At 64.0% G+C, this 25,274-nt stretch carries 23 protein-coding genes; 16 read left to right on the top strand and 7 right to left on the bottom strand.

All coding sequences use genetic code 11. The features are described from left to right. The first annotated feature begins 262 nt into the window (after nt 1–262). Nucleotides 263–733, top strand: coding sequence for a pilin (locus AC56LY_RS17635; protein ID WP_499581621.1), 471 nt, complete (start codon nt 263–265; stop codon nt 731–733). 68 nt (nt 734–801) lie between these two features. On the opposite strand, the gene AC56LY_RS17630 is transcribed toward AC56LY_RS17635, so the two are convergent. After that, a complete protein-coding gene (locus AC56LY_RS17630; protein WP_499581619.1) occupies nt 802–2,868 on the bottom strand; it encodes a S9 family peptidase in 2,067 nt (688 codons plus the stop codon). A gap of 156 nt (nt 2,869–3,024) precedes the next feature. Then, nucleotides 3,025–3,480: a fasciclin domain-containing protein gene (locus AC56LY_RS17625; RefSeq protein ID WP_183556134.1), complete on the bottom strand. Its 456-nt coding sequence runs from the start codon at nt 3,478–3,480 to the stop codon at nt 3,025–3,027. 167 nt (nt 3,481–3,647) lie between these two features. Between AC56LY_RS17625 and AC56LY_RS17620 the strand changes: the two genes are divergently transcribed. Next, nucleotides 3,648–4,580 carry a MerR family transcriptional regulator gene (locus AC56LY_RS17620; protein ID WP_499581617.1) on the top strand — a complete coding sequence of 311 codons (933 nt, stop codon included), beginning with the start codon at nt 3,648–3,650 and terminating at the stop codon, nt 4,578–4,580. 1 nt (nt 4,581) lies between these two features. Here the strand turns inward: AC56LY_RS17620 and moaC are convergent, their stop codons facing one another. After that, nucleotides 4,582–5,088: a cyclic pyranopterin monophosphate synthase MoaC gene (gene moaC, locus AC56LY_RS17615; protein WP_499581615.1), complete on the bottom strand. Its 507-nt coding sequence runs from the start codon at nt 5,086–5,088 to the stop codon at nt 4,582–4,584. 75 nt (nt 5,089–5,163) lie between these two features. Here moaC and AC56LY_RS17610 point away from each other — a divergent pair, with 75 nt between their 5' ends. Further along, entirely contained in the window at nt 5,164–6,750 is a 1,587-nt protein-coding gene (locus tag AC56LY_RS17610) for a M48 family metalloprotease (RefSeq protein ID WP_499581613.1), read from the top strand. Between the two features lie 9 nt (nt 6,751–6,759). Here the strand turns inward: AC56LY_RS17610 and AC56LY_RS17605 are convergent, their stop codons facing one another. Genes AC56LY_RS17605 through AC56LY_RS17595 form a run of 3 tightly spaced genes read right to left on the bottom strand, consistent with a single transcriptional unit; the run spans nt 6,760 to nt 8,576 of the window. Beyond that, nucleotides 6,760–7,347, bottom strand: a complete 588-nt coding sequence (locus tag AC56LY_RS17605; RefSeq protein WP_499581612.1) for a DUF2946 family protein — start codon at nt 7,345–7,347, stop codon at nt 6,760–6,762. Between the two features lie 4 nt (nt 7,348–7,351). Beyond that, entirely contained in the window at nt 7,352–8,335 is a 984-nt protein-coding gene (locus AC56LY_RS17600) for a YheT family hydrolase (RefSeq protein WP_499581610.1), read from the bottom strand. Nucleotides 8,336–8,381: 46 nt separating this feature from the next. Next, on the bottom strand, nt 8,382–8,576 hold the full coding sequence (locus AC56LY_RS17595) for a zinc-finger domain-containing protein (RefSeq protein WP_499581608.1): 195 nt from the start codon (nt 8,574–8,576) through the stop codon (nt 8,382–8,384). 223 nt (nt 8,577–8,799) lie between these two features. Here AC56LY_RS17595 and AC56LY_RS17590 point away from each other — a divergent pair, with 223 nt between their 5' ends. From AC56LY_RS17590 to AC56LY_RS17540, 11 genes are all read left to right on the top strand, one after another. Continuing rightward, nucleotides 8,800–9,558 carry an AzlC family ABC transporter permease gene (locus AC56LY_RS17590; RefSeq protein WP_183556140.1) on the top strand — a complete coding sequence of 253 codons (759 nt, stop codon included), beginning with the start codon at nt 8,800–8,802 and terminating at the stop codon, nt 9,556–9,558. Further along, nucleotides 9,551–9,895 carry an AzlD domain-containing protein gene (locus AC56LY_RS17585; protein WP_499581606.1) on the top strand — a complete coding sequence of 115 codons (345 nt, stop codon included), beginning with the start codon at nt 9,551–9,553 and terminating at the stop codon, nt 9,893–9,895. Before AC56LY_RS17590 ends, AC56LY_RS17585 begins: the two co-directional genes overlap by 8 nt. Nucleotides 9,896–9,933: 38 nt before the next feature. Beyond that, nucleotides 9,934–11,148 (top strand): phosphoglycerate kinase, encoded by a 1,215-nt coding sequence (locus AC56LY_RS17580; protein WP_499581604.1) that lies wholly within the window; start codon nt 9,934–9,936, stop codon nt 11,146–11,148. A 52-nt stretch (nt 11,149–11,200) separates the two neighbouring features. Next, nucleotides 11,201–12,649: a pyruvate kinase gene (pyk, locus tag AC56LY_RS17575; RefSeq protein WP_183556143.1), complete on the top strand. Its 1,449-nt coding sequence runs from the start codon at nt 11,201–11,203 to the stop codon at nt 12,647–12,649. A 109-nt stretch (nt 12,650–12,758) separates the two neighbouring features. Next, entirely contained in the window at nt 12,759–13,823 is a 1,065-nt protein-coding gene (fba, locus tag AC56LY_RS17570) for a class II fructose-bisphosphate aldolase (protein WP_183556144.1), read from the top strand. A 149-nt stretch (nt 13,824–13,972) separates the two neighbouring features. Beyond that, nucleotides 13,973–14,869, top strand: coding sequence for a phosphoribosylaminoimidazolesuccinocarboxamide synthase (locus AC56LY_RS17565; protein ID WP_499581602.1), 897 nt, complete (start codon nt 13,973–13,975; stop codon nt 14,867–14,869). Between the two features lie 3 nt (nt 14,870–14,872). Further along, entirely contained in the window at nt 14,873–15,370 is a 498-nt protein-coding gene (purE, locus tag AC56LY_RS17560) for a 5-(carboxyamino)imidazole ribonucleotide mutase (RefSeq protein ID WP_499581600.1), read from the top strand. Nucleotides 15,371–15,374: 4 nt separating this feature from the next. Beyond that, on the top strand, nt 15,375–16,574 hold the full coding sequence (locus AC56LY_RS17555; protein ID WP_499581598.1) for a 5-(carboxyamino)imidazole ribonucleotide synthase: 1,200 nt from the start codon (nt 15,375–15,377) through the stop codon (nt 16,572–16,574). 2 nt (nt 16,575–16,576) lie between these two features. Then, nucleotides 16,577–17,608, top strand: a complete 1,032-nt coding sequence (locus tag AC56LY_RS17550) for an L-threonylcarbamoyladenylate synthase (RefSeq protein WP_499581596.1) — start codon at nt 16,577–16,579, stop codon at nt 17,606–17,608. 260 nt (nt 17,609–17,868) lie between these two features. After that, nucleotides 17,869–19,230 carry an SGNH/GDSL hydrolase family protein gene (locus AC56LY_RS17545; RefSeq protein ID WP_499581594.1) on the top strand — a complete coding sequence of 454 codons (1,362 nt, stop codon included), beginning with the start codon at nt 17,869–17,871 and terminating at the stop codon, nt 19,228–19,230. A gap of 69 nt (nt 19,231–19,299) precedes the next feature. Further along, on the top strand, nt 19,300–19,983 hold the full coding sequence (locus AC56LY_RS17540) for an OmpW/AlkL family protein (RefSeq protein ID WP_499455764.1): 684 nt from the start codon (nt 19,300–19,302) through the stop codon (nt 19,981–19,983). 46 nt (nt 19,984–20,029) lie between these two features. Here AC56LY_RS17540 and AC56LY_RS17535 read toward each other — a convergent pair whose 3' ends face one another. Beyond that, on the bottom strand, nt 20,030–22,129 hold the full coding sequence (locus AC56LY_RS17535; RefSeq protein WP_499581592.1) for a putative bifunctional diguanylate cyclase/phosphodiesterase: 2,100 nt from the start codon (nt 22,127–22,129) through the stop codon (nt 20,030–20,032). A gap of 272 nt (nt 22,130–22,401) precedes the next feature. Here AC56LY_RS17535 and AC56LY_RS17530 point away from each other — a divergent pair, with 272 nt between their 5' ends. Further along, nucleotides 22,402–24,678 carry a DOMON domain-containing protein gene (locus AC56LY_RS17530; RefSeq protein WP_499581590.1) on the top strand — a complete coding sequence of 759 codons (2,277 nt, stop codon included), beginning with the start codon at nt 22,402–22,404 and terminating at the stop codon, nt 24,676–24,678. 244 nt (nt 24,679–24,922) lie between these two features. Continuing rightward, nucleotides 24,923–25,270, top strand: a complete 348-nt coding sequence (locus tag AC56LY_RS17525) for a hypothetical protein (protein ID WP_332532809.1) — start codon at nt 24,923–24,925, stop codon at nt 25,268–25,270. Nucleotides 25,271–25,274: the final 4 nt, after the last annotated feature.

Here is a 25,274-nt window from a genome sequence, read left to right as displayed (position 1 = left end):
TCCCCGTTTTCTATTTGGTGCGCCACTTTTTGTTGATCCAGACCATGAATGACAAAAATTGCCGTGCGGCACTGACAAAATTTGTCATTCCAGGTGCCGTTTTTTGTTCTGGCACAGGCGTTTGTTGGTTTGTTGTGCATAAAATCGACCGTTTTACGCCATTTTTGGGCTGGCACAGCGCTTGCATATAAGAAAGCGTAGCAGTGAGCAGCACAAGATACGTAGGTCCACTTTTTTGAAATACCCAACCCGGAGATTTAAAATGAACTTCAAGCAAATGCAAACCAAAAAGGCCGAAGGCGGCTTCACCCTGATCGAACTGATGATCGTCGTGGCAATTATCGGTATCCTGGCTGCCGTCGCCATTCCGGCATACCAGGATTATGTAGCAAAAGCCAAGTTCGCTTCGGCGCTGGCTGAAGTTTCGCCTGCCAAGACCGGCTTCGAAGTTGCACTGAACGATGGTTTGACCCCAGCGATCCCTGGCGAAGGCGGCGCTGTTCCTGCTGGCTCAGCTCCGATCGGCGTTCAAGCCACTAACGGTAACTCAACGATTGCTGTTACCACTGCCACGTCCGCTGGCGTAATCACTGCCACGATTGTTGGCGGTTCTTCCGGAGTTGCCACCAAGACGATCACGCTGACTCGCGATGCAGACACGGGTCAGTGGACTTGCGCAACCACCGTTGCACAGAAACTTGCTGGTCCTGTCAGCACCTGCACTGGCGTGTAATTGTAAAGCTCAACGCTTTACCTTATAAAAAAAGCCCGCTTCCCAGCGGGCTTTTTGCATTACAGCTTTTACTCTTCTGGCTGCGCCTTCAAGAACCGATCCAACCACGCATTCACCGTGTGATGCCACTGCACCGAATTGGCCGGCTTGAGCACCCAGTGATTCTCGTCCGGGAACACCAGCAACTTGCTCTCGACCCCTTGACGCTGCAGCGCCGTGAACGTCCCCAACCCCTGCGCCGTCGGAATCCGGAAGTCCAGATCGCCCTGGATCACCAGCATCGGCGTTTTCCACTTGGAAACGTGATGAACCGGATTGAAGCGCTCATGGTTCTCCGGCACCTTGTAGTACGGCCCGCCATTTTCCCAATCCGTGAACCACTGCTCCTCGGTCGAGTACGCCATGCCGCGTGTATCGAATACGCCGTCGTGATTGACGATGCACTTGAACTCATCCGACCAGTTACCGGCGATCCAGTTCATCATGTAGCCGCCGTACGACGCGCCCAGCGCGCAGTCGCGTGAACGGTCCAGCCACGGGAACTTCTTGACTGCAGCGTCGTAGCCCTTTTGCAGGTCGACCAGTGGCTTGCCGCCCCAGTCGTTGCTGATCGAGTCGGTGAACTTCTGGCCGTAGCCGGTCGAACCGTGGAAGTCGATGAACACGGCCGCGTAGCCGGCGCCGGCATAGGTCTGCGGATTCCCGCGGTAGCTCCAGCTGTTGCCGAAGCTGCCTTGCGGCCCGCCGTGGACGATGAACGCCACCGGATATTGTTGACCCGGCTGCGCATTCCACGGCTTCATCACGTAACCGTAGATGGTGTCGCCATTGGCGCCGGCAAACGAGAACTGCTCGGCCTCGCCCCAGCGCACGTCTTTCAGCAGCTCGGTGTTCAACGTGGTCAGCTGCTTTGGCTTGGCGCCCAGCTTCATCGAGAACAATTGCGCACCAGCGGACAGGTTCGCATGGGTATAGACCAGCGTATCGCGGCGCAGATCAAATGCGCCCACGGCGCCGGTGTCGGTCAGCGGAGTGACCTTGCCGCCTGCCACGTCGATGGAGAACAGGCGGTGCTGGCCGATGTCTTCCGCATCGACGATCAGCGCCTTGCCATCGGCGCGCCAGACCAGGCTGCCAGCCGAGCGATCCCAGTTGGCTGCCAGCGGGCGTTTCTGGCCAGTCGCCACATCCATCAGCATGATCTGGTAGCGGTCGGCCTCAAAGCCCGGTCGCGCCATCGCCAGGTAGGCCAGGGTGCGGCCATCGGGCGAGAACGTGCCCTTGGTGTCCCAGGCCGGATTGTCCGCCGTCAGGTTGCGTGGGGCAGCGCCGCCTGCGGCGGGCACGCTGTACAGGTCGAAGTTGGTCGACCAGGCTTCGGTCTTGCCGGCGATGCGGGCCGAGAACACGACCGTCTTGCCGTCCGGGCTGAAGCGGTATTCTTCGCGGTCACCAAAAGGCTTCGAGGGCACGTCGCCGTCGAGCGAACCCGACAGGCTGACCGGCTCGCCTGTGATCGCGCCTGCCGCGCCGATCGGCGCCGAGAACAGCACCGCATTGCGGTGGTCGCTCCAGGTATCCCAGTGGCGCGCGAACAGGCGGTCATAGACCTTGCCGGTGGCCTTTTCTTTTTCTTTCGCGTCGAGCCGGGCCTTGGTGCACGCCACGTCGGCGCAGTCGCGGAATACCGCCAGGCTGAACGCCAGCCGATCGCCCGTGGGCGCGACGCGGAAGTTGTCGACGTCCAGCGGCAGGTCGGTGACCTTGACGGGTGCGCCCCCGGCCACCGGCTGGCGCCAAACCTGCGACGAGCCGGAGCGCGCGGACAGGAAGTACACGGCGTCGCCCGACGGCGACCATTCCGGATCAGCGCTGCTCGACGCATGGTCGGTCAGGCGCTGCGGTGTCGGCTTGGCGGCGCGCAGGTCGATCATCCAGAGTTGGGTGTTGCCGCGGTTCTTTTCCATGTCGGTGCTGCGCACGGTGTAAATCACGCGCGTGGCGTCGGGCGATACGGCCGGGCTACCGACCCGTTCCATATTGACCAGGTCTTCCACGGTGAAGCCGCGCGGCGCGGCCATAGCGGTGGTGGCGGCCAGGGTCGCCGCTGCCACCGTCATCAAACGAAATTTCATGCCATCCTCGTCGATCAGTCCCGCGGCCGGGTGCCGCAGGCAAGCCGGGAATGTACCACGCGCGCCTGGCCAGCCCATACGACAACGCCCCCGCGATCCGGCAATGCCGGGCAGCAGGGGCGCCTCAACGTTCCCTAACGTACAGGAAGTTTGTGATTATTTTGGCATGATGACCGTGTCGATGACGTGGATCACGCCATTGTCGGCGACGATGTCGGTCTTGGTGACAGTGGCCTTGTCGACCATGACTTTGCCGCCAGCGACCTTGACCTTGAAGGCGCTGCCTTCGACGGTCTTGACGTCACCTGGCTTGACGTCGGCTGCTTTCACGGTGCCTGGCACCACGTGGTACGTAAGTACCTTGGTCAGCGCGGCCTTGTCTTTCAGCAGTGCGTCGAGTTTGGCTTTTGGAATCTTGGCAAATGCGGCATCGGTTGGTGCGAATACGGTGAACGGGCCCGGACCCTTCAGGGTGTCGGTCAGGCCGGCAGCCTGGACAGCCGTGACCAGCGTATTGAACGTGCCAGCCGATTTGGCGGTATCAACGATATCTGCTGCGTTGGCGGCGCCGAAGGCGAAGGCGAGTGGCAGTGCGATCAGAAATTTTTTCATCGTATGACTCCATATGGTTTTTGCAGTTCGATGTGAACTGCGTTAAGACCAATGTAGGCTTATTTTGTTCCCTTGTCTAACATGTGCACCGTTTTTGTAGCATAATAAGGGTTCAATAAAGGGACGCTATTATGGAAAACTCGCTAAGATCACATCATGAACCGATCATGTACCGAACCGGCGCAGCTGCGCGTCTGGCGGGTTTGCCGGTAGAAACGCTGCGCGTCTGGGAGCGCCGCTATAGTCTGTCGGATGCGCAGCGCTCCGAGCGTGGCCAGCGCCTGTATTCGGCCGAACAGGTCGCGCGACTGGGCCTGCTCAAGCAACTGGTCGACCAGGGCCATTCGATCGGCGTGCTGGCCGGCTTGAACCGTGAACAGCTGCAATCGATGCTGGGCCTGGATGGCCAGGCGAGGGCGATTGCCACCTCGCCAGCGCGCGTGCTGCTGGTCGGCGCCATGCTGTCGCGCCGGATCGCCGCCACCGGGCAAGCTGCGTTGGGCCTGGACGTGCGCGGGCATTGCGCCACGCTGACACAGGCGCTGGCGCTGCCGCGCGATGTCGGGGCTGACGTGCTGGTGATCGAACAATCCGAACTCGACGATACCGGCCTGGCGCCAATTGCCGCCGCGCGTGAGGCCAGCGGTGTCGCAGCCGTCGTGGTGTTGTACCGCTTTTGTTCCAGTGCCACGATTCGCGCCCTGCGCTCGCAAGGCTGCCTGGTGGCGCGCATTCCGGCTGACCTGTCAGAACTGGCGTTACTGTGCCAGTCGGCGCTGACGGGCCACCGTCCGCCGCTGCAGGAGCAGCCGCTGCCGCCCGTAGCGCCGCCCCGCTTCGATGAAGAGGCGCTGGGCAACATCATGACGGCGGCCGGCATCCGCCTCGATTGCGAATGTCCCCGTCACTTGTCAGAGATCCTGATGATGATTTCCAGCTTCGAGCGCTACAGCGACCAGTGCGCCCACCGCAATCCGGGTGACGAGGCGCTGCATGCGCGGCTGAAGATGGCGGCAGGCCGCGCGCGCGTCGTGATGGAAGATGCGATGGAACATCTGGCCATCACGGAAGGGTTGCCGTTGCCGAAAGTCCTTAACTGAGTCAGGCGTCGATGGCGGCAGTCCAGTCACCGCTCTTGCCGCCATGCTTTTCCAGCACCCGCACATTGGTTATGACCATGCCGCGGTCGACTGCCTTGCACATGTCGTACACGGTCAGCAGGCCCACCTGCACGCTCGTCAACGCTTCCATTTCGACGCCGGTCTTGCCGATGGTTTCCACCTGCGCCCGGCAATGGACGCTGTTGGCCGCCTCATCAATCTCGAAATCGACCGCCACGCGCGTGATCGGCAATGGGTGACACAGCGGCACCAGGTCGCTCGTGCGCTTGGAGGCCATGATCGCGGCGATGCGGGCGATGCCGATCACGTCCCCTTTTTTTGCGCTGCCCGACGTGATCAGGGCCAGCGTGGCCGGCTGCATACGGATGGTGCCGGCGGCCACCGCGATGCGGTGCGTGTCCTCTTTGGCGCCGACATCGACCATATGGGCCTGGCCGGTGGCGTCGAAGTGGGTCAGATGGTCTGTGTTCGGGTTGGAAGGGGTCATGAAGGGTCGATATCGTTGGGTAACAAAGTGTTCTGGGAGCAGCAGGGCGCATGCGGATACGGTTATGATAGCACCGTGAAATCTGTCGTCCGACCAGCATCCGTGCGCCGCTGGCGCCCCATCCTCACTGCCGTTGCCTTGTGCACGACGGCGGCGTTTGCCGTGGCGGCCCAATCCGATCCGCTCAAACGCGCCGATCACATCCACCTGCCCACGCTGGGCGACACCGCGCGGGTCGACCTGTCGCCGGTCGTCGAGCGCAAGCTGGGCGAAGAGATCATGCGCGACATCCGGCGCGACCGCGATTACCTTGACGACGAACCGATCTCCGAATACCTGAACAACTTCGGCAATGGCCTCGTGGCTGCAGCGCCGGGCGCGCGCGGCGAGACCAATGCCGACTTCCACTTTTTTGCCGTGCGCGATGCGGCGCTGAACGCGTTCGCGCTGCCGGGCGGGTTCATCGGTGCGCACTCGGGCCTGGTGATCGCAGCCCAGACCGAATCCGAACTGGCCGGCGTCATGGCGCACGAGATCGGCCACGTCACGCAACGCCATATCGCGCGCATGCTGGGCCAGCAACGCCAGGATATCCTGCTGCCGCTGGCGTCGATGATCCTTGCAGCGCTGGCTGCCAAAGCCGGCTCGGATGCGGCAATGGGCGTGCTGATGGGCGGACAGGGCCTGGTGGTCCAGCGCCAGCTGAACTTCAGCCGCGAGGCCGAGCGCGAGGCCGACCGCGTGGGCTTCCAGATCATGGAGGCGGGCGGCTACGACACGACCGGCATCGTCGCGTTTTTCCGGCGCCTGCAAAATGCGTCAAAGTTGTATGGCGAACTGCCGACAGGTCTGAGCAACCTGAGCAGCCACCCGCTGACGCAGGAGCGCATCAGCGACATGCAGGCGCGCATCCGCGAGATGCCCAAGAAGCAGCGCGTCGACAGCCTCGACTTTCACCTGGTGCGCGCACGCATCCGCGTACTGCAGGAGCCAAGCGAGCAGGGCCAGCGCAATACGCGCAGCGCGTTCAACACGCAGCTCAGGGAAACGCACCGTTATCAGCAGGCTGGCGCCCAATATGGCCTGGCCTACCTGGCGCTCAAGCAGGGCAATCTGGCCGATGCGCAAAGCTGGCTCGACAAGTCGCGCGAGACGATGAAACCGCGCGATGGCGTGCTGTCGGTGGCGTCGAACGTCGGCGATGGCGCGACCATGTACGCCGGCCTGGCGCTGGAGATCAAGATGGCACCCGCCCAGCCGGCATCGGTGCTGGCCGAAGCCGTGAAGGAAGCCGAGGCGATGCACGCGCGCTTCCCGCTGTCGCGCTCGCTCGCGCACCAGTACGCCGACGCCATGATTGCGACGGGCAAGTTTGACGACGCCACGCGCTTCCTGCGTGACCAGTCGCAGCAATACCGCGAGGAATACAAGCTACAGGATCTATTGGCCAAGGCCTACGCGAAGCAGGGCAAGATCGCGCTGCAGCACATGGCGCTGGCCGAATCGTATGTGCTGGCCGGCGCCACGCCGGCCGCGATGGCGCAGCTCGAGTTGGCGCGCAAGGCGCGCGATGCATCGTTCTACGACCAGGCCGTGATCGATGCACGTGCGCGCGAACTCGAGGCGCAGCAAAAGAAGGACAAGGAAGAGAAGGACGATTGACGGCCAGGGTCAGGGTGCCGGCATCCTGTTGAACCCGAACCGCTGCGCCAAGTCGGCGTCCGCCACCCGTTCCACAGTGAAGACCTTGCCCTGCCACGGCAATGTCAACGTACCAGCGCCACCGCCCAGCCACGCCATTACGGCGTCGTCCGATGCGCTGCGGCCATCCAGCGTGAACTGGCCAAGCACCTGCGCCACATCGCGGTCATCGAGCTGCGCCACGATCTCGCCGGCCACGAACAGCACGGCGCCGGCATCGCTCAGAAACACGTGCTCGACAGCCGTCAGCGCCTGCCCGGTCTGCAACAACAAGCCCTGCTGCGGATCGGTACGCGCGATGAACGGCGCGGCCTCCAGATTCACGTACACGCGCTGCGGGCCGTTCTGGAAATACCAGTTGCCCCGTTCGTCGTGCAGGTAATTGCGGTTGATGAACCCCACCAGTTTCTCGTTCTCGAGTCGGTCGCCGGGCAAGCCGGCCTGCTGGGTTGCTTCGTCGCGCATGCGCCAGTGGCCGCGCGCATCGAGCGCGAGCCAGCCGTAGCAGTGCGGTACGTTTGGCCACTTGGCCATTGCCTGTTTTACGATATCGTCCATAGTGTCAGCCAGCATCGCACAGTTCGGCGCCGGTCAGCGCGCGCGTGCCCGCCACGCCATCGAAATGCTGCAGGATCCGCTGCGCCAGCCAGTCGATCCGTCCCGGAAACGGCCCCGTCGGAAAGCCCACGTGCCCACCCGTGGCCGGATACTCGAGCGTCACCGCAGCCGATGCTGTCGTCGGCAAATACATCCCCGGCAGGAACGGATCATTGCGCGCATTGAGCACCAGTGTCGGCACGGTGATCGCGTCCAGCACATGGCGCGCGCTGGCGCGGTGCCAGTAGTCATCGGTGTCGCGGTAGCCGTGCAGCGGCGCGGTCACCACATTGTCAAATGCGTACAGGTCGCGCGCGGCGAGCAGCGCGGCGCGGTCGAACAGACCTGGAAACTGGTCGAGCTTGGCCAGGCACTTGGGTTTGAGCGTCTGCAGGAACATGCGGGTGTAGATCATGTTGAAACCCGACGACAGCGCCGCGCCGCCGCGTGCCAGGTCGAGTGGGGCCGACACCGCGCACGCCGCATCGATAATCGAAGCGCCATGGCCGGATTCGCCCAGCCAGCGTAGCAGCGCGTTGCCCCCTAGCGAGACGCCAGACGCGTAGAACACACCGGCATGGCGGGCGCGCAGTGAGCGCACGATCCACTCGACTTCCGCGGCGTCGCCCGAGTGATAGAAGCGGGGCGCCAGATTCGGCTCGCCCGAGCAGCCGCGAAAATGCGGCACCACGCCCGACCAGCCGCGCGCGGCCAGCGCCGCCATCAGCGCCCGTGCGTAATGGCTGTCGGACGAGCCTTCCAGGCCGTGAAACAGCACCACCAGCGGCTGGCCCGGCTGGCCATCGACAAAATCGAGATCGACGAAGTCGCCGTCCGCACTCGTCCAGCGCTCGCGGCGGTAGGCAACGGGCGGCTTGGCGATGCAGGTCGCCGGGTAGATGGTCTGGAGATGGCCGCCAGGCAGCCAGCGTGGTGCGCGGTAGGGCATGAAGAAGGAAGGAGAGGGGCGCGCGCAGTCGCGTACGCCCGAAAGATCAGTGGTTCTTGAGCACTGTGCCCGGCGCCAGGCGGTAGCCGGTACCGCAATACGGGCACTTCGCCTCGCCATGGTGGTCAAAATCGAGGAAGACGCGCGGGTGCGACGACCACAGCGGCATGGCCGGGTTCGGGCAGTGCGCCGGCAGTTCTTTGGCCGTGAGTTCCACGATCGGCATCGTCTTTTGGGTCATCTGGTGTCTCCGTCTGGCAGGTGGGCAAAGACAGGATTCTAACGGATTCCCCATATTGTCGAAATGACCGTAAAATAATGCGCTCAACATATTGAGCCCAAGCGCTCCTTTCTCAAGTGGCGTCGACCCATTCCATGCGTTTCATGCTCCACTGTTTCCAGATCATCGCTGTCGTCCCGGCCGTTATTTCGACGCCTGGAAGTTGCACGAACGCCACACCGTCATGTCCGTAAACGCCGGCGAGCCGGCTGGCCAGCTGCCGGTCACGATTGGCGACGCACCCGATCGCGACGCGTTTCGCGACGGATTCAAGACCGGCCTGCCGACGCTGTTCGGCATTGCCGCCTGGGGCTTGGTAGTGGGCATTGCCATGGTCAAGAGCGGCCTGTCCGTGCCGCAGGCGCTGGGCATGACGCTGCTGGTGTTCGCCGGCTCGGCGCAACTGGCATCGCTGCCACTGATCGCGGCGCAGGCGCCGATCTGGGTCATCTTCGCGACGGCGCTGGTCGTCAATCTGCGCTTCGTGATCTTTTCGGCGCTGCTCGCGCCGCACTTTGCCCACTTGCCGTGGCGCCAGCGCCTGTATCTCGGCTATATCTCGGGCGATATTTCTGTCGCCTTGTTCTTGCAGAAATATCCGAGTCCAACGCCGGCGGTGGGCAAGCTGTCGTACCTGAAGGGCTTGATGTTCCCGAACTGGGGCGCCTGGCAGATCGGCTCGGTGATCGGGGTATTCCTGGGCAGCACCGTGCCGGCCGAATGGGGCCTGGGCTTTGCCGGCACGCTGGCCATCCTTTGCATCATGGTGCCCCTGATGATCAACCGCGCCGCCTTGTGTGGCGTGCTGGTGGCGGGCACGGTCTCGGTGCTGGCCTACGAGTTGCCGTACAAGCTGGGCTTGCTGCTGGCGGTGCTGGTCGGGATGGTGACGGCGATGGTCATCGAAGAAACAATGGACAAAATAAAGGCGCGCCGTGGCTGATTGGGAAATCTGGGTGGTGATTGGCGTGCTGTGCGTGGCCACGGCCGCCACGCGCAGTTCGTTCTGGCTGATCGGCCACCGCGTATCGATTCCGCCACGGGTGCAGGAAATGCTGCGCTATGCGCCGGCCTGCGCGCTGGCGGCCATCATCGGGCCCGATTTTCTGATCGATCCGCAGGGTGAGCTACAGTTCACGCTGGCCAATCCAAAGCTGCTGGCGGGGCTTGCCGCGTTTGCGTTCTATGTGTGGCGCCGTAACATGTTGCTGACGATTTTATTCGGCATGCTTGTGTTCACCCTCCTGCGCGTCCTGCACGTTTTTGGCGCCGCAGCCTAATGTACAATGACGTTTTTTCACTATTGCCACGCTGACCAATGGACGCTTCCCGCCGTTTCACCCGTTTGCAAGACCTGATCGATCAGAACGCCCTGCAGGGCAAGCGCGTCTTCATTCGCGCCGACCTGAATGTGCCACAAGATGACGCTGGCAATATCACCGAAGACACGCGCATTCGCGCTTCGGTGCCGGCGATCCAGGCCGCCATCAAGGCGGGCGCGGCAGTGATGGTGACGTCGCACCTCGGTCGGCCGACCGAAGGCGCGTTCAAGCCGGAAGACAGCCTGGCGCCGGTCGCCGCGCGCCTGTCCGAGCTGCTCGGCCAGCCGGTCGAACTCAAGCAAAACTGGGTCGACGGTGTCGATGTCGCGCCGGGTTCGGTCGTGCTGCTTGAAAACTGCCGCGTGAACGTGGGCGAAAAGAAAAACAACGACGAGCTGGCCCAGAAAATGGCCAAACTGTGCGATGTGTACGTCAATGATGCGTTCGGCACTGCGCACCGGGCCGAAGCCACCACGCACGGCATCGCCAAGTTTGCACCGGTCGTCGCGGCAGGCCCGTTGCTGGCCGCTGAACTCGACGCACTTGGCAAGGCCCTCGGCCAGCCGCAGCGTCCGCTGCTTGCGATCGTCGCCGGCTCGAAAGTCTCGAGCAAGCTCACCATCCTGCAAAGCCTGGCCGACAAGGTTGACAACCTGATCGTCGGCGGCGGCATCGCCAACACGTTCATGAAGGCCGTCGGCCTGAACATCGGCAAGTCGCTGGTCGAAAACGACCTGGTGAACGAAGCCAAAGCGATCATCGACAAAATGGCCGCGCGCGGCGCGCAAGTGCCGATTCCGGTCGACGTCGTGTGCGCCAAGGAATTTGCGCCAACGGCCGCCGCCGCCGTCAAGCTGGTGGCTGACGTGCAAGACGACGACATGATCCTCGACATCGGCCCGCAGACCGCCGCCATGCTGGCAGAGCAGGTCGCCACGGCTGGCACGATCGTCTGGAACGGTCCGGTCGGCGTGTTTGAATTCGACCAGTTTGCCGAGGGCACCAAGACCCTGGCGCTGGCCATCGCAGATTCCAAGGGCTTCTCGATCGCCGGTGGCGGCGACACCCTGGCCGCGATCGCAAAATACAAGATTGCCGACCAGATCGGCTACATTTCGACCGGTGGTGGCGCCTTCCTGGAATTCCTCGAAGGAAAAACGCTGCCGGCGGTGGATATCCTGCTGCAACGCAGCGCGCAGTCTGCAGCATAAATGAGACCCTAGCGCAGCCGTGGCTGCGCTTTGTTTTTTACAAGGACACTTCATGTACCGTGGCACCAAGATCGTCGCAACCATCGGCCCAGCATCGACCGACTTCGATATTCTCGTCAAAATGATCCGCGCCGGCGTCGACGTCGTGCGCCTTAATTTTTCGCACGGGAAGGCCCAGGATCACATCGACCGGGCCACCTTGGTACGCCGCGCCGCCGCCGAGTGCGGCCGTGAAGTGGCCATCATGGCCGACATGCAGGGTCCGAAGATCCGCGTCGGCAAGTTTGAAGAAGGCAAGATCTTCCTGAACAATGGCGACCGGTTCATTCTGGACGCCAAGTGGGGTGAGAACGGCGAACTGGGCAACCAGGAACGCGTGGGCCTCGATTACAAGGCGCTGCCGCGCGACGTCAAGCCGGGCGACAGGCTGCTGCTCAACGACGGCCTGATCGTGCTGATCGTCGACCGCGTCGCCGGCCACGAAATCTGCACCACCGTCAAGGTCGGCGGCGAGCTGTCGAACAACAAGGGCATCAACCGCCAGGGTGGCGGCCTGACCGCACCGGCCCTGACGTCGAAGGACATGGAAGACATCAAGACCGCGATGAGCTTCCAGGCCGACTACCTGGCCATTTCGTTCCCGAAAAGCGCCACCGACATGGAAATGGCGCGCCAGCTGGCCAATATCGCCGGCGAGCCATACGGCCACAAGCCGATGATGATCGCCAAGATCGAGCGCGCCGAAGCGATTCCGCTGCTGCAAGAGATCCTGGACGCATCGGACGGCATCATGGTCGCCCGTGGCGACCTGGCCGTCGAAGTGGGCAATGCCGCCGTGCCGGCGCTGCAAAAGCGCATGATCCGCATGGCGCGCGATTCGAACAAGCTGGCCATCACGGCGACCCAGATGATGGAGTCGATGATCGTCAACGCCGTGCCGACCCGCGCCGAAGTCTCGGACGTCGCCAACGCCGTGCTGGACGGCACCGATGCCGTCATGACCTCGGCCGAGACCGCATCGGGCAAGTACCCGATCGAAACCGTCGAGATGATGGCCGCGGTCTGCCTCGAAGCCGAGATGTCCGAATACAACAAGGTCGACGTCGACTTCCTCAACAAACAGTTCACCCGCATCGACCAGACCATCGCGTACGGTACGCTGTTTACCGCGCACCACCTGCGCGTGAAAGCGATCGTGGCGCTGACAGAATCGGGCTCGACCGCGTTGTGGATGAGCCGTCACAGCATCGACACGCCGATCCTGGCACTCACCCCGCTCAAGACGACCGAGCGCAAGGCTTCGCTGTACCGCAACGTGCGCGCCTTCCACCTGGAGCAGGAGGGTGGCAGCCACGCCGTGCTGCGCAAGGCTGAAGAGCTGTTGATGAATGAAGGTTACGTGCGCAAGGGCGACCTGATCGTGGTGACGTGGGGTTCGCCAATGGGCGAAGCCGGCGGCACCAATGCGCTCAAGATCGTGCGTGTGGGCGAATATGATTAAAGGGCCGCGACGCGCCGCCTGATGCGTTCACGGCATGCTCGTTTCTCGGCATGCCGCGCTCGGCGCGCGCCGCTTCCCGACAAGTTTCTTTATTGTTTGGAGTACTACCATGGCACTCGTATCACTGCGTCAGTTGCTGGACCACGCCGCCGAAAACGGCTACGGCCTGCCGGCATTTAACGTCAACAACCTCGAACAGGTGCAGGCCATCATGGCTGCCGCCGACGCTGTCAACAGCCCGGTGATCATGCAGGCATCGGCTGGCGCGCGCAAGTACGCGGGCGAAGCCTTCCTGCGTCACCTGATCGACGCTGCCGTCGAAGCGTATCCGCACATCCCGGTCGTCATGCACCAGGATCACGGCCAGTCGCCGGCCGTCTGCATGGCCGCGATCCGTTCGGGCTTCTCGTCGGTGATGATGGACGGTTCGCTCGAAGCCGATGGCAAGAGCGTCGCCAGCTATGAATACAACGTCGCTGTCTCGCAAGAAGTCGTCAAGTTCGCGCACTCGATCGGCGTGACCGTCGAAGCCGAACTGGGCGTGCTCGGTTCGCTCGAAACGATGATGGGCGACAAGGAAGACGGCCACGGCGCCGACGGCGCCATGACCCGCGAGCAGCTGCTGACCGACGTCGACCAGGCCGCCGACTTCGTCAAGCGCACCCAGTGCGACGCCCTGGCAATCGCCATCGGTACCTCGCACGGCGCGTACAAGTTCACGCGCAAGCCAACCGGCGACATCCTGGCGATCGACCGCATCAAAGAGATTCACGCACGCATCCCGAACACCCACCTGGTGATGCACGGTTCGTCGTCGGTGCCGCAAGAGCTGCTGGCGATCATCCGCGAATTCGGCGGTGACATGAAAGAGACCTACGGCGTGCCGGTCGAAGAGATTCAAGAAGGCATCAAGCACGGTGTCCGCAAGATCAACATTGACACCGACATTCGCCTGGCGATGACGGCCGCGATTCGCAAGTACATGTTCCAGAATCCGTCGAAGTTCGATCCACGCGATTACCTGAAGCCGGCGCGCGAAGCGGCAATGGACGTGTGCAAGGCGCGCTTCCTGTCGTTCGGCTGCGAAGGCCAGGCCGACAAGATCAAGCCGATCCCGCTGGACAAGATGGCCGAGCGTTACAAGGCCGGCGAGCTGTCGCAGATCGTTCAATAAACCGCACGGATGGCGGCAACGCCGCCATCCCCGGGTTCGATCGCCCGCGTCGCAAATTGACGTAAAATATCGCATTGACCAGGCCTTACCGCCTGACTTTCACAACCGGCGGCCCGTTCCGCCGGTTCCGCTTTCCTGATACCCCATCTATGAACAGCCTCTACCAATCCTCCATTCAGTCCCTGCCACTGCTCGGTCACGGCAAGGTGCGCGATAACTACGCCGTTGGCGACGACAAGATCCTGATCGTCACCACCGACCGCCTGTCGGCCTTCGACGTGGTCATGAACGAGCCGATTCCCGGCAAAGGCAAGGTACTGAACCAGATGAGCGATTTCTGGTTCGAGAAGCTCGGCCACATCGTGCCGAACCACCTGACCGGCGTCACGCCGGAAAGCGTGGTCGCGCCGAACGAGGTCGAGCAGGTAACCGGCCGCGCGGTCGTGGCCAAGCGCCTGAAACCGATCATGGTCGAAGCCGTCGTGCGCGGCTACATCATCGGTTCGGGCTGGAAGGATTATCAGCAAAGCGGCGCCATCTGCGGCATTTCGCTGCCAGCCGGTCTTCAGCAGGCTGAAAAGCTGCCGGAGCCGATCTTCACGCCGGCCGCCAAGGCCGATCTGGGCGAGCACGACGAAAACATCTCGTTCGCCCAGATGGAAGAAAAAATCGGCGCCGAACTGGCCGCCAAGATGCGTGACATCAGCATCAAGCTCTACACGACCGCTGCCGAATACGCGGCCACGCGCGGCATCATCATCGCCGACACCAAGTTCGAATTCGGCCTGGACGACAACAACGTGCTGCACCTGATGGACGAAGTGCTGACCGCCGATTCGTCGCGCTTCTGGCCAGCCGACTCGTACGCGCCGGGCATGTCGCCGCCATCGTTCGACAAGCAGTTCGTGCGCGACTATCTCGAAACGCTCACCGAGTGGCCAAAGACCGCACCGGCCCCAAACCTGCCGCAGGACGTCATCGATAAAACCCAGGCCAAGTATTTCGAGGCCATCGAACGCCTGACCGGCGAAAAGCTGAAGGCATAAGCGATGACCGAGCAATCCAAGCCGCTCGTCGGCGTCATCATGGGCTCGTCGTCCGACTGGGACGTGATGCAGAACGCGGTCGCGATCCTGAAGCAGTTCGGCGTGCCATTTGAAGCGTCGGTGATTTCGGCGCACCGCATGCCGGACGAAATGTTCACTTACGCCGAAAGGGCCCGCGCGCGCGGCCTGCGCGCGATCATCGCCGGCGCCGGCGGCGCGGCGCACCTGCCTGGCATGGTGGCCGCCAAGACCATCGTGCCGGTGCTGGGCGTGCCCGTGCCGTCGAAGTACCTGCGTGGCGAAGACTCTCTGCTGTCGATCGTGCAGATGCCCAAAGGCGTGCCGGTGGCGACGTTCGCCATCGGTGAAGCGGGCGCCGCCAACGCGGCCCTGACCGCCGTGGCGATCCTGGCTGCCAATGACGACGCCCTGGCCGACAAGCTGGAGCAGTTCCGCCGCGACCAGACCGCCGCCGCCCAGGCCATGACCTTACCTGTTTGATCCGATGACCCAAGCGCAGCAGACTTCTCCAATTCTTCCATCGGCCGATCCGTCCACCTGGCTCGGCGTGATGGGCGGCGGCCAGCTTGGCCGCATGTTCGCGCATGCCGCGCAAAGCATGGGCTACCAGGTCGCCGTGCTCGAGCCGAGCGCCGACTGCCCGGCCGGGCAGGTTGCCGATCGCACCATCGAAGGCGCGTACACCGATGCGGCCGCGCTGGCCGAACTGCGCACGCTGTGCGCCGCCGTGACGACCGAGTTCGAGAACGTGCCGGCCGACAGCCTGCAACTGCTGGCCGAAGGCAGCTTTGTCGCACCGGGTGCATCGTGCGTGTCGATCGCCCAGGACCGCATCGCCGAAAAGCGTTTCTTTGTCGAGTGCGCGCCAACCTCGAAGGTGATGCCGGCGCCGCACAAGACGATCGCCTCGCACGCCGACATCGACGCCATCGGTGACGACCTGCTGCCAGGTATTTTGAAAACCGTGCGCATGGGTTACGACGGCAAGGGCCAGGTGCGCGTGCGCACGCGCGACGATGTGCGCGCGGCGTTTGACGATATGGACGGCGTGACCTGCATGCTTGAAAAGATGCTGCCGCTGGCCTATGAAGTGTCGGTGCTGACCGCGCGCGGCCATGACGGCGCCTCGGTCGTGTATCCGATTGCCGAAAACGTGCATCGCGACGGCATCCTGTTTACCACCACCGTGCCGGGCCCGAACGTGTCGCCCGAATGCGCCCGCCAGGCCCAGGATGCGGCGCGCGCCATCGTTGACCAGCTGGGTTACGTCGGTGTGCTGTGCATCGAGTTCTTCGTGCTCGACGACGGCACGCTGGTCGTCAACGAGATGGCACCACGCCCGCACAACAGCGGCCACTACACGATCGATGCCTGCATCACGAGCCAGTTCGCGCAGCAGGTACGCGCGATGGCGCGCCTGCCGCTGGGCGACGTGCGCCAGCATTCGCCGAGCGTCATGCTCAATATCCTGGGCGACGTCTGGTTTGACGGTGACACTGACAACACGCGCGAACCGGCCTGGGACCGCGTGCTGGCGCTGCCGGGCGCCAACCTGCACCTGTACGGCAAGGACGACCCGCGCCGCGCCCGCAAGATGGGCCACGTGACCTTCGTCGCGCCCACGCTGGACGAAGCGCAGGCCAATCTGCGCGCCGCCTGCGCCACCCTCGGCATCGACGCGTAACCATGACCGACCTGCAGATCGACCAGTCGGTCATCGACACCGCCGCCCGCCTGCTCGAAGCGGGCGAACTGGTCGCGTTCCCGACCGAGACCGTGTACGGCCTGGGCGCCGACGCCGAGAATCCGGCCGCAGTGGCCGCCATCTACGCGGCCAAGGGCCGGCCGCAAGACCATCCCGTGATCGTGCACCTGGCGCCGGAAGCTCCGCTCGACTACTGGGCCTGCGACATCCCGCCAGAAGCCGGCGCGCTGGCCGCGGCCTTCTGGCCCGGCCCGCTGACGATGATCCTGAAGCGCGCACCGAACATTCCCGATGCCGTCAGTGGCGGCCAGGATACGGTCGGGCTGCGCTGCCCGGCGCACCCGGTAGCGCTGGCGCTGCTGCGCGCGTTCAAGGGCGGCAAGGGCGGCATCGCCGCGCCGTCGGCCAACAAGTTCGGGCATGTCAGCCCGACGCTGGCCGATCACGTTGTCGACGAATTCGAACTGGACGACACGGTGGCGATGGTGCTCGATGGCGGCCCATCGCAGGTCGGCATCGAATCGACCATTGTCGACCTGTCGCGCCTGGCCACGCTGGGCCCGGTGCTGTTGCGGCCCGGCCACATCAGCGCCGAGGCGATCGCCGCCGTGATCGACCTCCTGCCGCGCGCAGCCGATGCGGCGGCGCCGCGCGCCTCGGGCACGCTCGAATCGCATTACGCGCCGCACACGCCGGTCGCGATGCAGGAGCGCGCCGTGCTGCTCGCAACGATCGACCAGTTGCACGCGGCTGGCCGCAAGGTCGCACTGATCCACGTCAGCACGATGCCGGAAACCCACGCCGCGCAGCGCTTGCCGCCACAGCCGGCAGGCTTCGCCCACGCGCTGTACGCCGCATTGCGCGCGATGGACGGGCAGGGCGCCGACATCATCCTGGTCGAGTCCCCGCCGCAACAGGGCGAGTGGCTGGGCGTCAACGATCGCCTGCGCCGCGCTGCGCATGGATCGACGGGCATCGTCCACGGACTGCTCAACAGTCGACCAAACGTTTAATTCAAATCAACGAATCGATTGACGGGGCGTAAGTACACCGTAAGTTACCGCGCCCCGTTACAAATTCCCCACTTTCTGCGGGGAACATGCTGGTTATAATCCGACGCCAACAGCCAGACCCATCCACTCTGATAGGTGCGAATCGCAACAACTGTTGAAGCAATGGATTTTGCTATACATGGGTAATGAACGCTGGCATAGTAATGAAGCGGCGAATAGCACGAGCGTTCGTTTAGAAAAAATTCAACTCAGGAGACACAATGCGTCAAACCAATTTTGCGCTGGCCGTGCTGACGGCAGCGCTGCTGACCGCGTGCGGCGGCGGCACGAGCCCGGCGGGCGGCGACCAGGCGACCAAGGTCACGTTCACCAACCAGGTCTCGTTCGGCGACAGCCTGTCTGACGTCGGCACCTACCGTGTCGGCGCCGTGGCAGCGGCTGGCGGCGGCAAGTTCACCATCAATGGTGACAGCACTGCCAAGAGCGAAGACCTGAACGGCAAGATCTGGCTCGACTTCATGGCCGCCCAGCTGAAACTGCCGGCGCCATGCGCTGCGCAGACCGGCCTGCAAGGCGACGCATCGCTTGGCTTCTCGGTTCCGATCGTCAACAACCCGAATTGCTTCAACTACGCCCAGGGCGGTTCGCGCGTGGTCAACCCGATCGGCCCGGGCAATGCTGCGACCGGCTCGCCGATCGGCGAAATGACCACCCCGATGGTCACCCAGATCGCTAACCACCTGGCCCGCTCTGGCAACAAGTTCACCGGCACCGAGCTCGTGACGGTCCTGTCGGGCGGCAATGACGTGCTGATGCAACTGGCAGCCGTGACCAGCGCCGGCACCGCTGCCGGTGCACAAGCCTTCGCCGGTGCCCTGGCCACGCGCCTGGGCGCCACCGCCACCAACCCGCAAGCCGCCACCCAGGCAATCCTGGCCGCGATCGCCACCGAGAATGCCCGCCCAGGCAAGACCGATGCAACGCTGGTCGCTGCCGCCGTGCGCGCTGCCGCCACCCAGCCGGGCAATTCGGCTGTTGCCGCACCTGCTGTGTACGGTCCGCTCGTGACCGCCGCGCAAGCGGACGGCACCGCTGCCGGCAACACCGCCGCTGGCGCCTACGCCACCGCCAACGCCACCGCGATGGTGACGGCGCTGGGTACCGCCGGTGCGCAGATGGCTGGCCTGGTCAAGAACGAACTGCTGGCCAAGGGCGCGAAGTACGTGATCGTCGCCAACCTGCCTGACGTGGCCAGCACGCCGACCGCGAAATCGCGTCCGGCTGCGATCCAGTCGCTGGTCGCCGCAATGGTCAACGCCTTCAACACGCAGCTCAAGGCCGGCCTGGGCGCCGACGATGCGCGCGTGCTGTACTCCGATCTGTACTCGGTCAGCAACGATCAGGTGAAAAATCCTGGCCCGTATGGCTTGACCAACACCAGCACCCCGGCGTGTGCCAACAACGCGCTGGGTGGGACCTCGCTGATCTGCACCGCCAACAACACGGTGGCAGGTGATGTGAGCCGCTACATGTTCGCCGACGGGATCCATCCGACCCCGTTCGAGAACGACCTTATCGCCCGCTACGTCTTCAAGGACATGGCTATCAAGGGCTGGCTGTAAGCAGGTTCTCAGCAACGAGCGGCGGGCCTGCCCTGGCGGCGGGCCCTCACACATCTATCAGGAGAAGTCATGAAAGTTCGTTTTAGCAGTATCGCCAAGGTTGCGGGTGTCGCTGCCGCACTGGCGTTTGCCACCGGCGCGTCGGCGCAATCGGCCGGCCAGATCACCGCCAAGGTCGGTTTCAACCGTTTGATGCCGAAAGTGGAAAGCGGCGACATCAGCGCGCCGGCACTGCCAGGCACCAAGGCCGACGTCGGCAACGACATGCAGCCAGTGGTCATCCTGTCGTACAGCTTCACCGACAACCTGTCGGTCGAGGGCGCCCTCGGCACGCCGTACAAGCACCAGATCTACGGTGCGGGCGCGATCACTGGCGTGGGTTCGGTGGGCACGGTCGAGGCACTGCCGCCGACCGCGTTCTTCCAGTACCGTTTCTTCGCGCCGACCGCGGCCTTCCGTCCGTTCATCGGCGTGGGCCCGACCTACGCGTACTTCATGAAGGAACGCGGTAATGGCAAGCTGACCTCGATCACCAATCCGGGCAGCGACGTGCCAACCACGTTCAAGATCGACAACAAGCTGACCTACAGCGCGCAAGTCGGTATCGCGATGAACTTCGACGAGCGCTGGTTCGCCGATGCGACGGTCATCAAGACGCGCCTGCGCACCGACGTGCACTTCTCGACCGGCCAGACCCAGTTCATGAAACTGGATCCGGTGGCGATCGTGCTGGCGGTGGGTTACAAGTTTTAAACACGGCGCAAGCCGCATGACGAGAGCCCGCCGTGTGCGGGCTTTTTTAATGCACGCCTGTCACGTACTGCGTGAATGTCTCGCCACTCACTGCCTGCTGGTACAGGAAACCCTGGTAGAGGTGGCATCCGGCATCGGCCAGGAACTGGCGCTGCCCCGCCGTTTCGACGCCCTCCGCCATCACTTCCAGCCCAAGGCTCTCGCCCAGCGCGATGATCGAGCGCACGATCGAGGCGTCGTTCTGGTCGGTCAGGACGTCGCGCATGAACGAGCGGTCGATCTTGAGCTGATCGAGCGGCAGCTTGCGCAGGTAGGCCAGCGACGAGTAGCCGGTGCCGAAGTCGTCCAGCGAAAACGAGAGGCCCTGCTGTTTGAGCGCGCTCATCGTCTGCGCGGCCAGCGTGAAATCGGTCACGACCAGGCTTTCGGTCAGCTCCAGGCGCAGCCCTGACGGCTGCACGCCGGTTTCGGCAAAAATCGTTTCCAGCAGCGCGACGAAATCCGGTTCGGTGAACTGGCGCGCGCTGACGTTGACTGACAGCGTCAGGCCGGCCGTCGCCGGCTGGCGCTGCCAGCGCGCCAGCTCGCGGCAGGCGGTGCGCATGACCCAGGCGCCGATCTCAATGATGAGTCCGCTTTCTTCGGCGATGCGGATGAAGTCGGGCGGCAGCAGGACCTTGCCATCGGGCTGGCGCCAGCGCAGCAGCGCTTCGGCGCCGATCACGTGCCCCGAGCGGTCGAGCTGCGGCTGGTAGTGCAGCACGAATTCATGGCGCTGCAGCGCGCGGCGCAAGCCGCTTTCGAGTTCGGCGCGGGCGAGCCATGCGGCCTGCGCGGCCGGGTCGTGAAAGCGAAACGTGTTGCGCCCGGCGGCCTTGGCCTGGTACATCGCGGCGTCGGCCTGACGCAAGGTCGATTCGACCGTGTCTTGCAGGCCGCACAGCGTGACCACGCCGACACTGACCGACAGCGTGTAATGCAGTTCGCCCAGCTGGAACGGCGCCGCCAGCGCCGAAACCACCTTTTTGGCGACGGTCTCGGCCTGCGCTGCGGCCACCGCGCGCGACTCGTCGACGGGCCGTATCAGCACCACGAACTCGTCGCCGCCCAGACGCGCCACCATGTCGGTTTCGCGCACGCAGCCTTCGAGGCGGCGCGCCACGGCCTGCAGCAGCAGGTCGCCGGCGGCGTGGCCCTGGCTGTCGTTGAGGTACTTGAAGTTGTCGAGGTCGCAGAACATCAGCGCACCGCACTTGCCGCTGCGGGCGCTGCCGACCAGCGCGCGGCGCAACTGGTCGAGCAGGTTGGCGCGGTTGGGCAGGTCGGTGAGGTGGTCGAAGAACGCCAGCCGGAAGATCTTCGCTTCGCTGGATTTGCGCTCGCTGATGTCGGTGCCGATCACCAGGATCTTCTGGCATGCGCCCGGCACGGCATCGGGCGCCAGCAAGGTCCAGCGGGTGTCGGTGTCGACCTTCGAGCCATCGCGCCGCACGTGGGCCAGTTCGCCCGACCATTCACCGTCGGCCAGCGTGTGCGCTAAGGCGGTTTCGTAGTGTGCCTGTTCGTCGCACAGCAGCTCGCAAAAGCGCTTGCCCATCGCCTCTTGCGCGCGCCAGCCGTACAGGCGCTCGGCGCCATGGTTCCAGTAGCTGATGCGCGAGGTCATGTCCATCGCAATGATCGCGTCGCGCGCCTGCTGCAGGAACGACGCCTGCTCGAGCATCACCAGATCGGCATGCTTGACCCGTGTGAAATCGGCCAGGAATCCTTCGAGCATCCCGGCCTGCCGGTTCAGGGCCCCTTGTTCCCAGATCCACCGGATGCGGCCATCAGCAGTGCGGATCCGGTACGTCACCTGGAACGGCTGGTTCTGGGCCAGAGCGATCGCCACGGCCGCATGCATCTGGTCGCGGTCTTCGGGCAGGATGATGCTGGCAAACGACAGGCCTGGCTGGGTGGTGAACGCTGCAGCCGAGTAGCCGGTCACTTTTTCGATGCCGTCACTGATGAACACCATGCTCCACTCGCTGTCGTTGCGACAGCGGTACGCTGCGCCCGGCAAGTTACTCAGCAGCAGGTCAAGCGACAAGGCATCGCTGCGAGTGGGTGCGGACGGATCGGATACTGGTTGCGTCAAGCTCATCATGCCTCTGCCGTGAATCGCGCCGGCCTGTGCAGGCCATGCAACATGCATTCGATGGTAGCGCAAATCGGGCCGGTAGCAAGTGCCAAGTACGAGTGAGCAGACGAATCGTCATCAGATCCATCCGGGATGCGACGCAAGGTGAAGCGGCATTGGCAAGTTGCCACAATTGAGCGGCGCCGGCGGCCAGTCAGAACGGGGCGGCCATGCCCAAAAAGTGTTCTCTTTGGCAAGCTGCATGCTAGACTGAGCGGCTTATTTTTACGGTGCCGCGCATGTCCCCCGCCTCGTTCGCCTGTCTCGGCCTGTTGCTTTGTGCTGCGCTGCATGTGTGCGATGCGCATGGCGCCGGCCTGCGTGCGCTGCGCATCGCGGCGGGCGACACGCCCGTGATCGACGGCGCCCTGGATGACTCCGCATGGCGCCGCGCGCCTGTCTACCAGGACTTCCACAAGCACCAGCCGCGCGACGGCGGGCCTGCGCCCGGTGCCTTGAAGACCAGCGTGCAAGTGCTGGTCGACGACGGTGCGCTGGTGTTCGGCATCCGCGCCTGGGACGACGCGCCGCACCTGCGCCGGGGGCTGCTGGCGCGGCGCGACAAGGTCGGCGTCGACCAGGATTTCATCGGCATCTGGATCGACCCGGCCGGCCATGGCCGCAATGCCCAGTTCGTGCGCATCAACACCACCGGCGTGGTCAGCGACGGTATCCACCGCGCCGAGGATGACGAATCCGATCTGGGGCCGGATTTCCCGGTCGAGACGGCCGTGACGATCCTGCCTGACGGCTACAGCATGGAAGTGCGCTGGCCGCTGTCGAGCCTGCGCTTTCCGTACGCCGATGGCCGCAACTGGCGCCTGATGGTCGAGCGCAGCATCCCGCATGCCGACGGCATGCTGCTGGTGACGGCGCCGTGGCGGATCGATGCGCTCAGCCACCTCAGCTTCCTGCAGGAGATCGACGGCATGGAAGCCACCGTGGCAGCGGTGCGTGACCGCAGCTTCCTCGAGCTGCGGCCGGAACTGACGGTGCGCAGCGAACGCGCTGTCATGCCGGGGACGCGCACGCGTGCCAGCCAGGCCGAACTGGGTCTGGAAATCAATGCCCGTCCGCGCGCCGACTGGGTCTTCAACGCCACCATCAATCCCGATTACTCGCAGGTCGAGATCGACGAGCCGGTGTCGCAGGGCGCCGGCAATATCGCGCTGTCGCTGCCCGAGAAGCGCGGCTTCTTTCTGGAAAGCGCGGACGTGCTGGGCTTGAGCCTGCCGGCCTTTTATTCGCGCACCGTGAACGATCCCGAATACGGCCTGCGCGCGACCTGGCGCGGGGCGCAGGCCGACGCCACGGCGATGAGCCTGCGTGACGAGCCGGGCGGCCTGATCCTGCGCGGCAAGCCGTACGAAACGCTGGAATACGGGCAGACCAAGCGCACGGTCGCAAGCCTGGTACGCGCGCGCTGGCACGGGGAGGGCTTGTTGCTGGGCGCATTTGCCTCGCAGCGCGACTACCACCGTTTCGGCGGCAACGACGTCGTCGGCATCGATGCCCAGTGGCGCGGCGAGGGGGATGACGGCGAGCAGCAGCAAGTGTCCGGCGTGGCGATGGTATCGCGCACGACCGCGGGCTTTGTCGACGATGATGTGCCGGCGCGGGTGGCAGAGCGCTCGGGTGGCTACCTGTGGGGCAAGTCCCTGCACAAGACCGAACGCTGGTGGTACGAAGCCGAGGTCGAAGCGATCGCGCCCGGCTTCGTCAACGACAACGGTTTTGTGCCGCAAGCGGGCATCGCCCGCGCCACCGGCTCGATCAACCGCATCCTGGGACCGCAGGCGTTCGGCGGGATCGCGCTGTACGAATTCGAGACCTACCTGGTGCTGCACGAGATGCGCACGCTGGCCGATCGGGTGACGGGGCAGGCCGGGGGCGAGACGGTCGAGCGCAAGCTGCGTCCCGGCGTCTGGCTGGCCGCGACCCGGCGCACGAATCTGTGGGCCGAGCTGGGCTTCGACCGCCAGCGCGCACGGCCGCTGGGGCGCCTGCACGATACGCGCGTCATCAATGTCGGCATCGAGACGACGCCCGCACCGTGGATTTCGAAGATCGCGCTGGAAGCGGCGCTCGGGCGCCAGCTGGACGCCGATGCCGACCGCGTGGGACCGGGCGGGAACGTGATCCTGGACGTCGGCCTGCGCTTTCCCTTGCCGCGCGGGTGGTCTCTGGAGCTCGACAACCACGTCAATCGCGCCTGGGTGGAGGGCACGCTGGGCCAGCCAGCATTCTCTGACACGGCCTGGCGCGCGCTGGCCATCGTCCATTTCAGCCCGCGCGATTCGGTGCGGCTGCTGGCACAAAACACCTGGGCCGCGCGCCGTGACGATGGCGTGACGCAGCTCGAGGCATGGAACGACCGCCAGGTACACCGCTCGCTGCTGTACCGCTACCAGTGGCGCCACGGCCGCACGGTGTCGCTGGGAATCGTGGATGACAAGCTCCCACTGGTAGACGAGCGCAGCCGCTCGCTGACCTTCAAGCTGCAATGGGAAGTGTAACCGCCATCAAAAGCCGGGGTCAGGTCTGACATTCGGACACGACCTCAGCCCTAGTTGCTTGACCGAGCGGGCGCATCGAGATTCCGACACCGTATTAATCGATCCACCCGGAATTATCGCTTTCAGGAAATCAAAAAACTGATGCCAGTGCAGAGGCCGTGTCCGAATGTCAGACCTGACCCCCGCTTTTGTTTTGCGATGTTGGCGCGCTACGCAACCTGTGGCTCGGTGCTATGCTTGTGCCATGACTACTGATACCGATATTGAACTGTCTGGCGCCTTCCAGGCCAAGGACAGCAACGGCCGTACCCTCGACGTCAAAGAGATCCGCATTTTCGACGAGGGTTACGGGATCATCGATGTGTACGTGGAGTTCGCTGCCAAGCTCGACCCGGATGCCTACAAGGACACCGTCCTGGTCCGTCAACTCGTCGAGCGCCTGCGCACGCTTGGGTATGTGGGGCCTGATTTCGGCCACAGCGACCCGGGCCTGCAAGAGAGCCGTCTGATCGTGCTCGAGGCACCGGAAGAATTTTCCGCGTTTGCCAAGAGCCGCGGCTGGAAGAATCTGGCCGAAGAGTTCGACGAATAAGCTG

The sequence above is a fragment of the Telluria sp. ZT3P25 genome (genome assembly GCF_059685895.1).
This window is presented reverse-complemented; position numbering and strand designations above follow the sequence as displayed.

Coding starts and splice junctions, on each gene's coding strand:
- AC56LY_RS17635 (WP_499581621.1), top strand. CDS start 263: ATGAACTTCAAGCAAATGCAAACCAAAAAGGCCGAAGGCGGCTTCACC.
- AC56LY_RS17630 (WP_499581619.1), bottom strand. CDS start 2,868: ATGAAATTTCGTTTGATGACGGTGGCAGCGGCGACCCTGGCCGCCACC.
- AC56LY_RS17625 (WP_183556134.1), bottom strand. CDS start 3,480: ATGAAAAAATTTCTGATCGCACTGCCACTCGCCTTCGCCTTCGGCGCC.
- AC56LY_RS17620 (WP_499581617.1), top strand. CDS start 3,648: ATGTACCGAACCGGCGCAGCTGCGCGTCTGGCGGGTTTGCCGGTAGAA.
- moaC (WP_499581615.1), bottom strand. CDS start 5,088: ATGACCCCTTCCAACCCGAACACAGACCATCTGACCCACTTCGACGCC.
- AC56LY_RS17605 (WP_499581612.1), bottom strand. CDS start 7,347: ATGGACGATATCGTAAAACAGGCAATGGCCAAGTGGCCAAACGTACCG.
- AC56LY_RS17600 (WP_499581610.1), bottom strand. CDS start 8,335: ATGCCCTACCGCGCACCACGCTGGCTGCCTGGCGGCCATCTCCAGACC.
- AC56LY_RS17595 (WP_499581608.1), bottom strand. CDS start 8,576: ATGACCCAAAAGACGATGCCGATCGTGGAACTCACGGCCAAAGAACTG.
- AC56LY_RS17590 (WP_183556140.1), top strand. CDS start 8,800: ATGTCCGTAAACGCCGGCGAGCCGGCTGGCCAGCTGCCGGTCACGATT.
- AC56LY_RS17580 (WP_499581604.1), top strand. CDS start 9,934: ATGGACGCTTCCCGCCGTTTCACCCGTTTGCAAGACCTGATCGATCAG.
- pyk (WP_183556143.1), top strand. CDS start 11,201: ATGTACCGTGGCACCAAGATCGTCGCAACCATCGGCCCAGCATCGACC.
- fba (WP_183556144.1), top strand. CDS start 12,759: ATGGCACTCGTATCACTGCGTCAGTTGCTGGACCACGCCGCCGAAAAC.
- AC56LY_RS17565 (WP_499581602.1), top strand. CDS start 13,973: ATGAACAGCCTCTACCAATCCTCCATTCAGTCCCTGCCACTGCTCGGT.
- purE (WP_499581600.1), top strand. CDS start 14,873: ATGACCGAGCAATCCAAGCCGCTCGTCGGCGTCATCATGGGCTCGTCG.
- AC56LY_RS17555 (WP_499581598.1), top strand. CDS start 15,375: ATGACCCAAGCGCAGCAGACTTCTCCAATTCTTCCATCGGCCGATCCG.
- AC56LY_RS17550 (WP_499581596.1), top strand. CDS start 16,577: ATGACCGACCTGCAGATCGACCAGTCGGTCATCGACACCGCCGCCCGC.
- AC56LY_RS17545 (WP_499581594.1), top strand. CDS start 17,869: ATGCGTCAAACCAATTTTGCGCTGGCCGTGCTGACGGCAGCGCTGCTG.
- AC56LY_RS17540 (WP_499455764.1), top strand. CDS start 19,300: ATGAAAGTTCGTTTTAGCAGTATCGCCAAGGTTGCGGGTGTCGCTGCC.
- AC56LY_RS17535 (WP_499581592.1), bottom strand. CDS start 22,129: ATGATGAGCTTGACGCAACCAGTATCCGATCCGTCCGCACCCACTCGC.
- AC56LY_RS17530 (WP_499581590.1), top strand. CDS start 22,402: ATGTCCCCCGCCTCGTTCGCCTGTCTCGGCCTGTTGCTTTGTGCTGCG.
- AC56LY_RS17525 (WP_332532809.1), top strand. CDS start 24,923: ATGACTACTGATACCGATATTGAACTGTCTGGCGCCTTCCAGGCCAAG.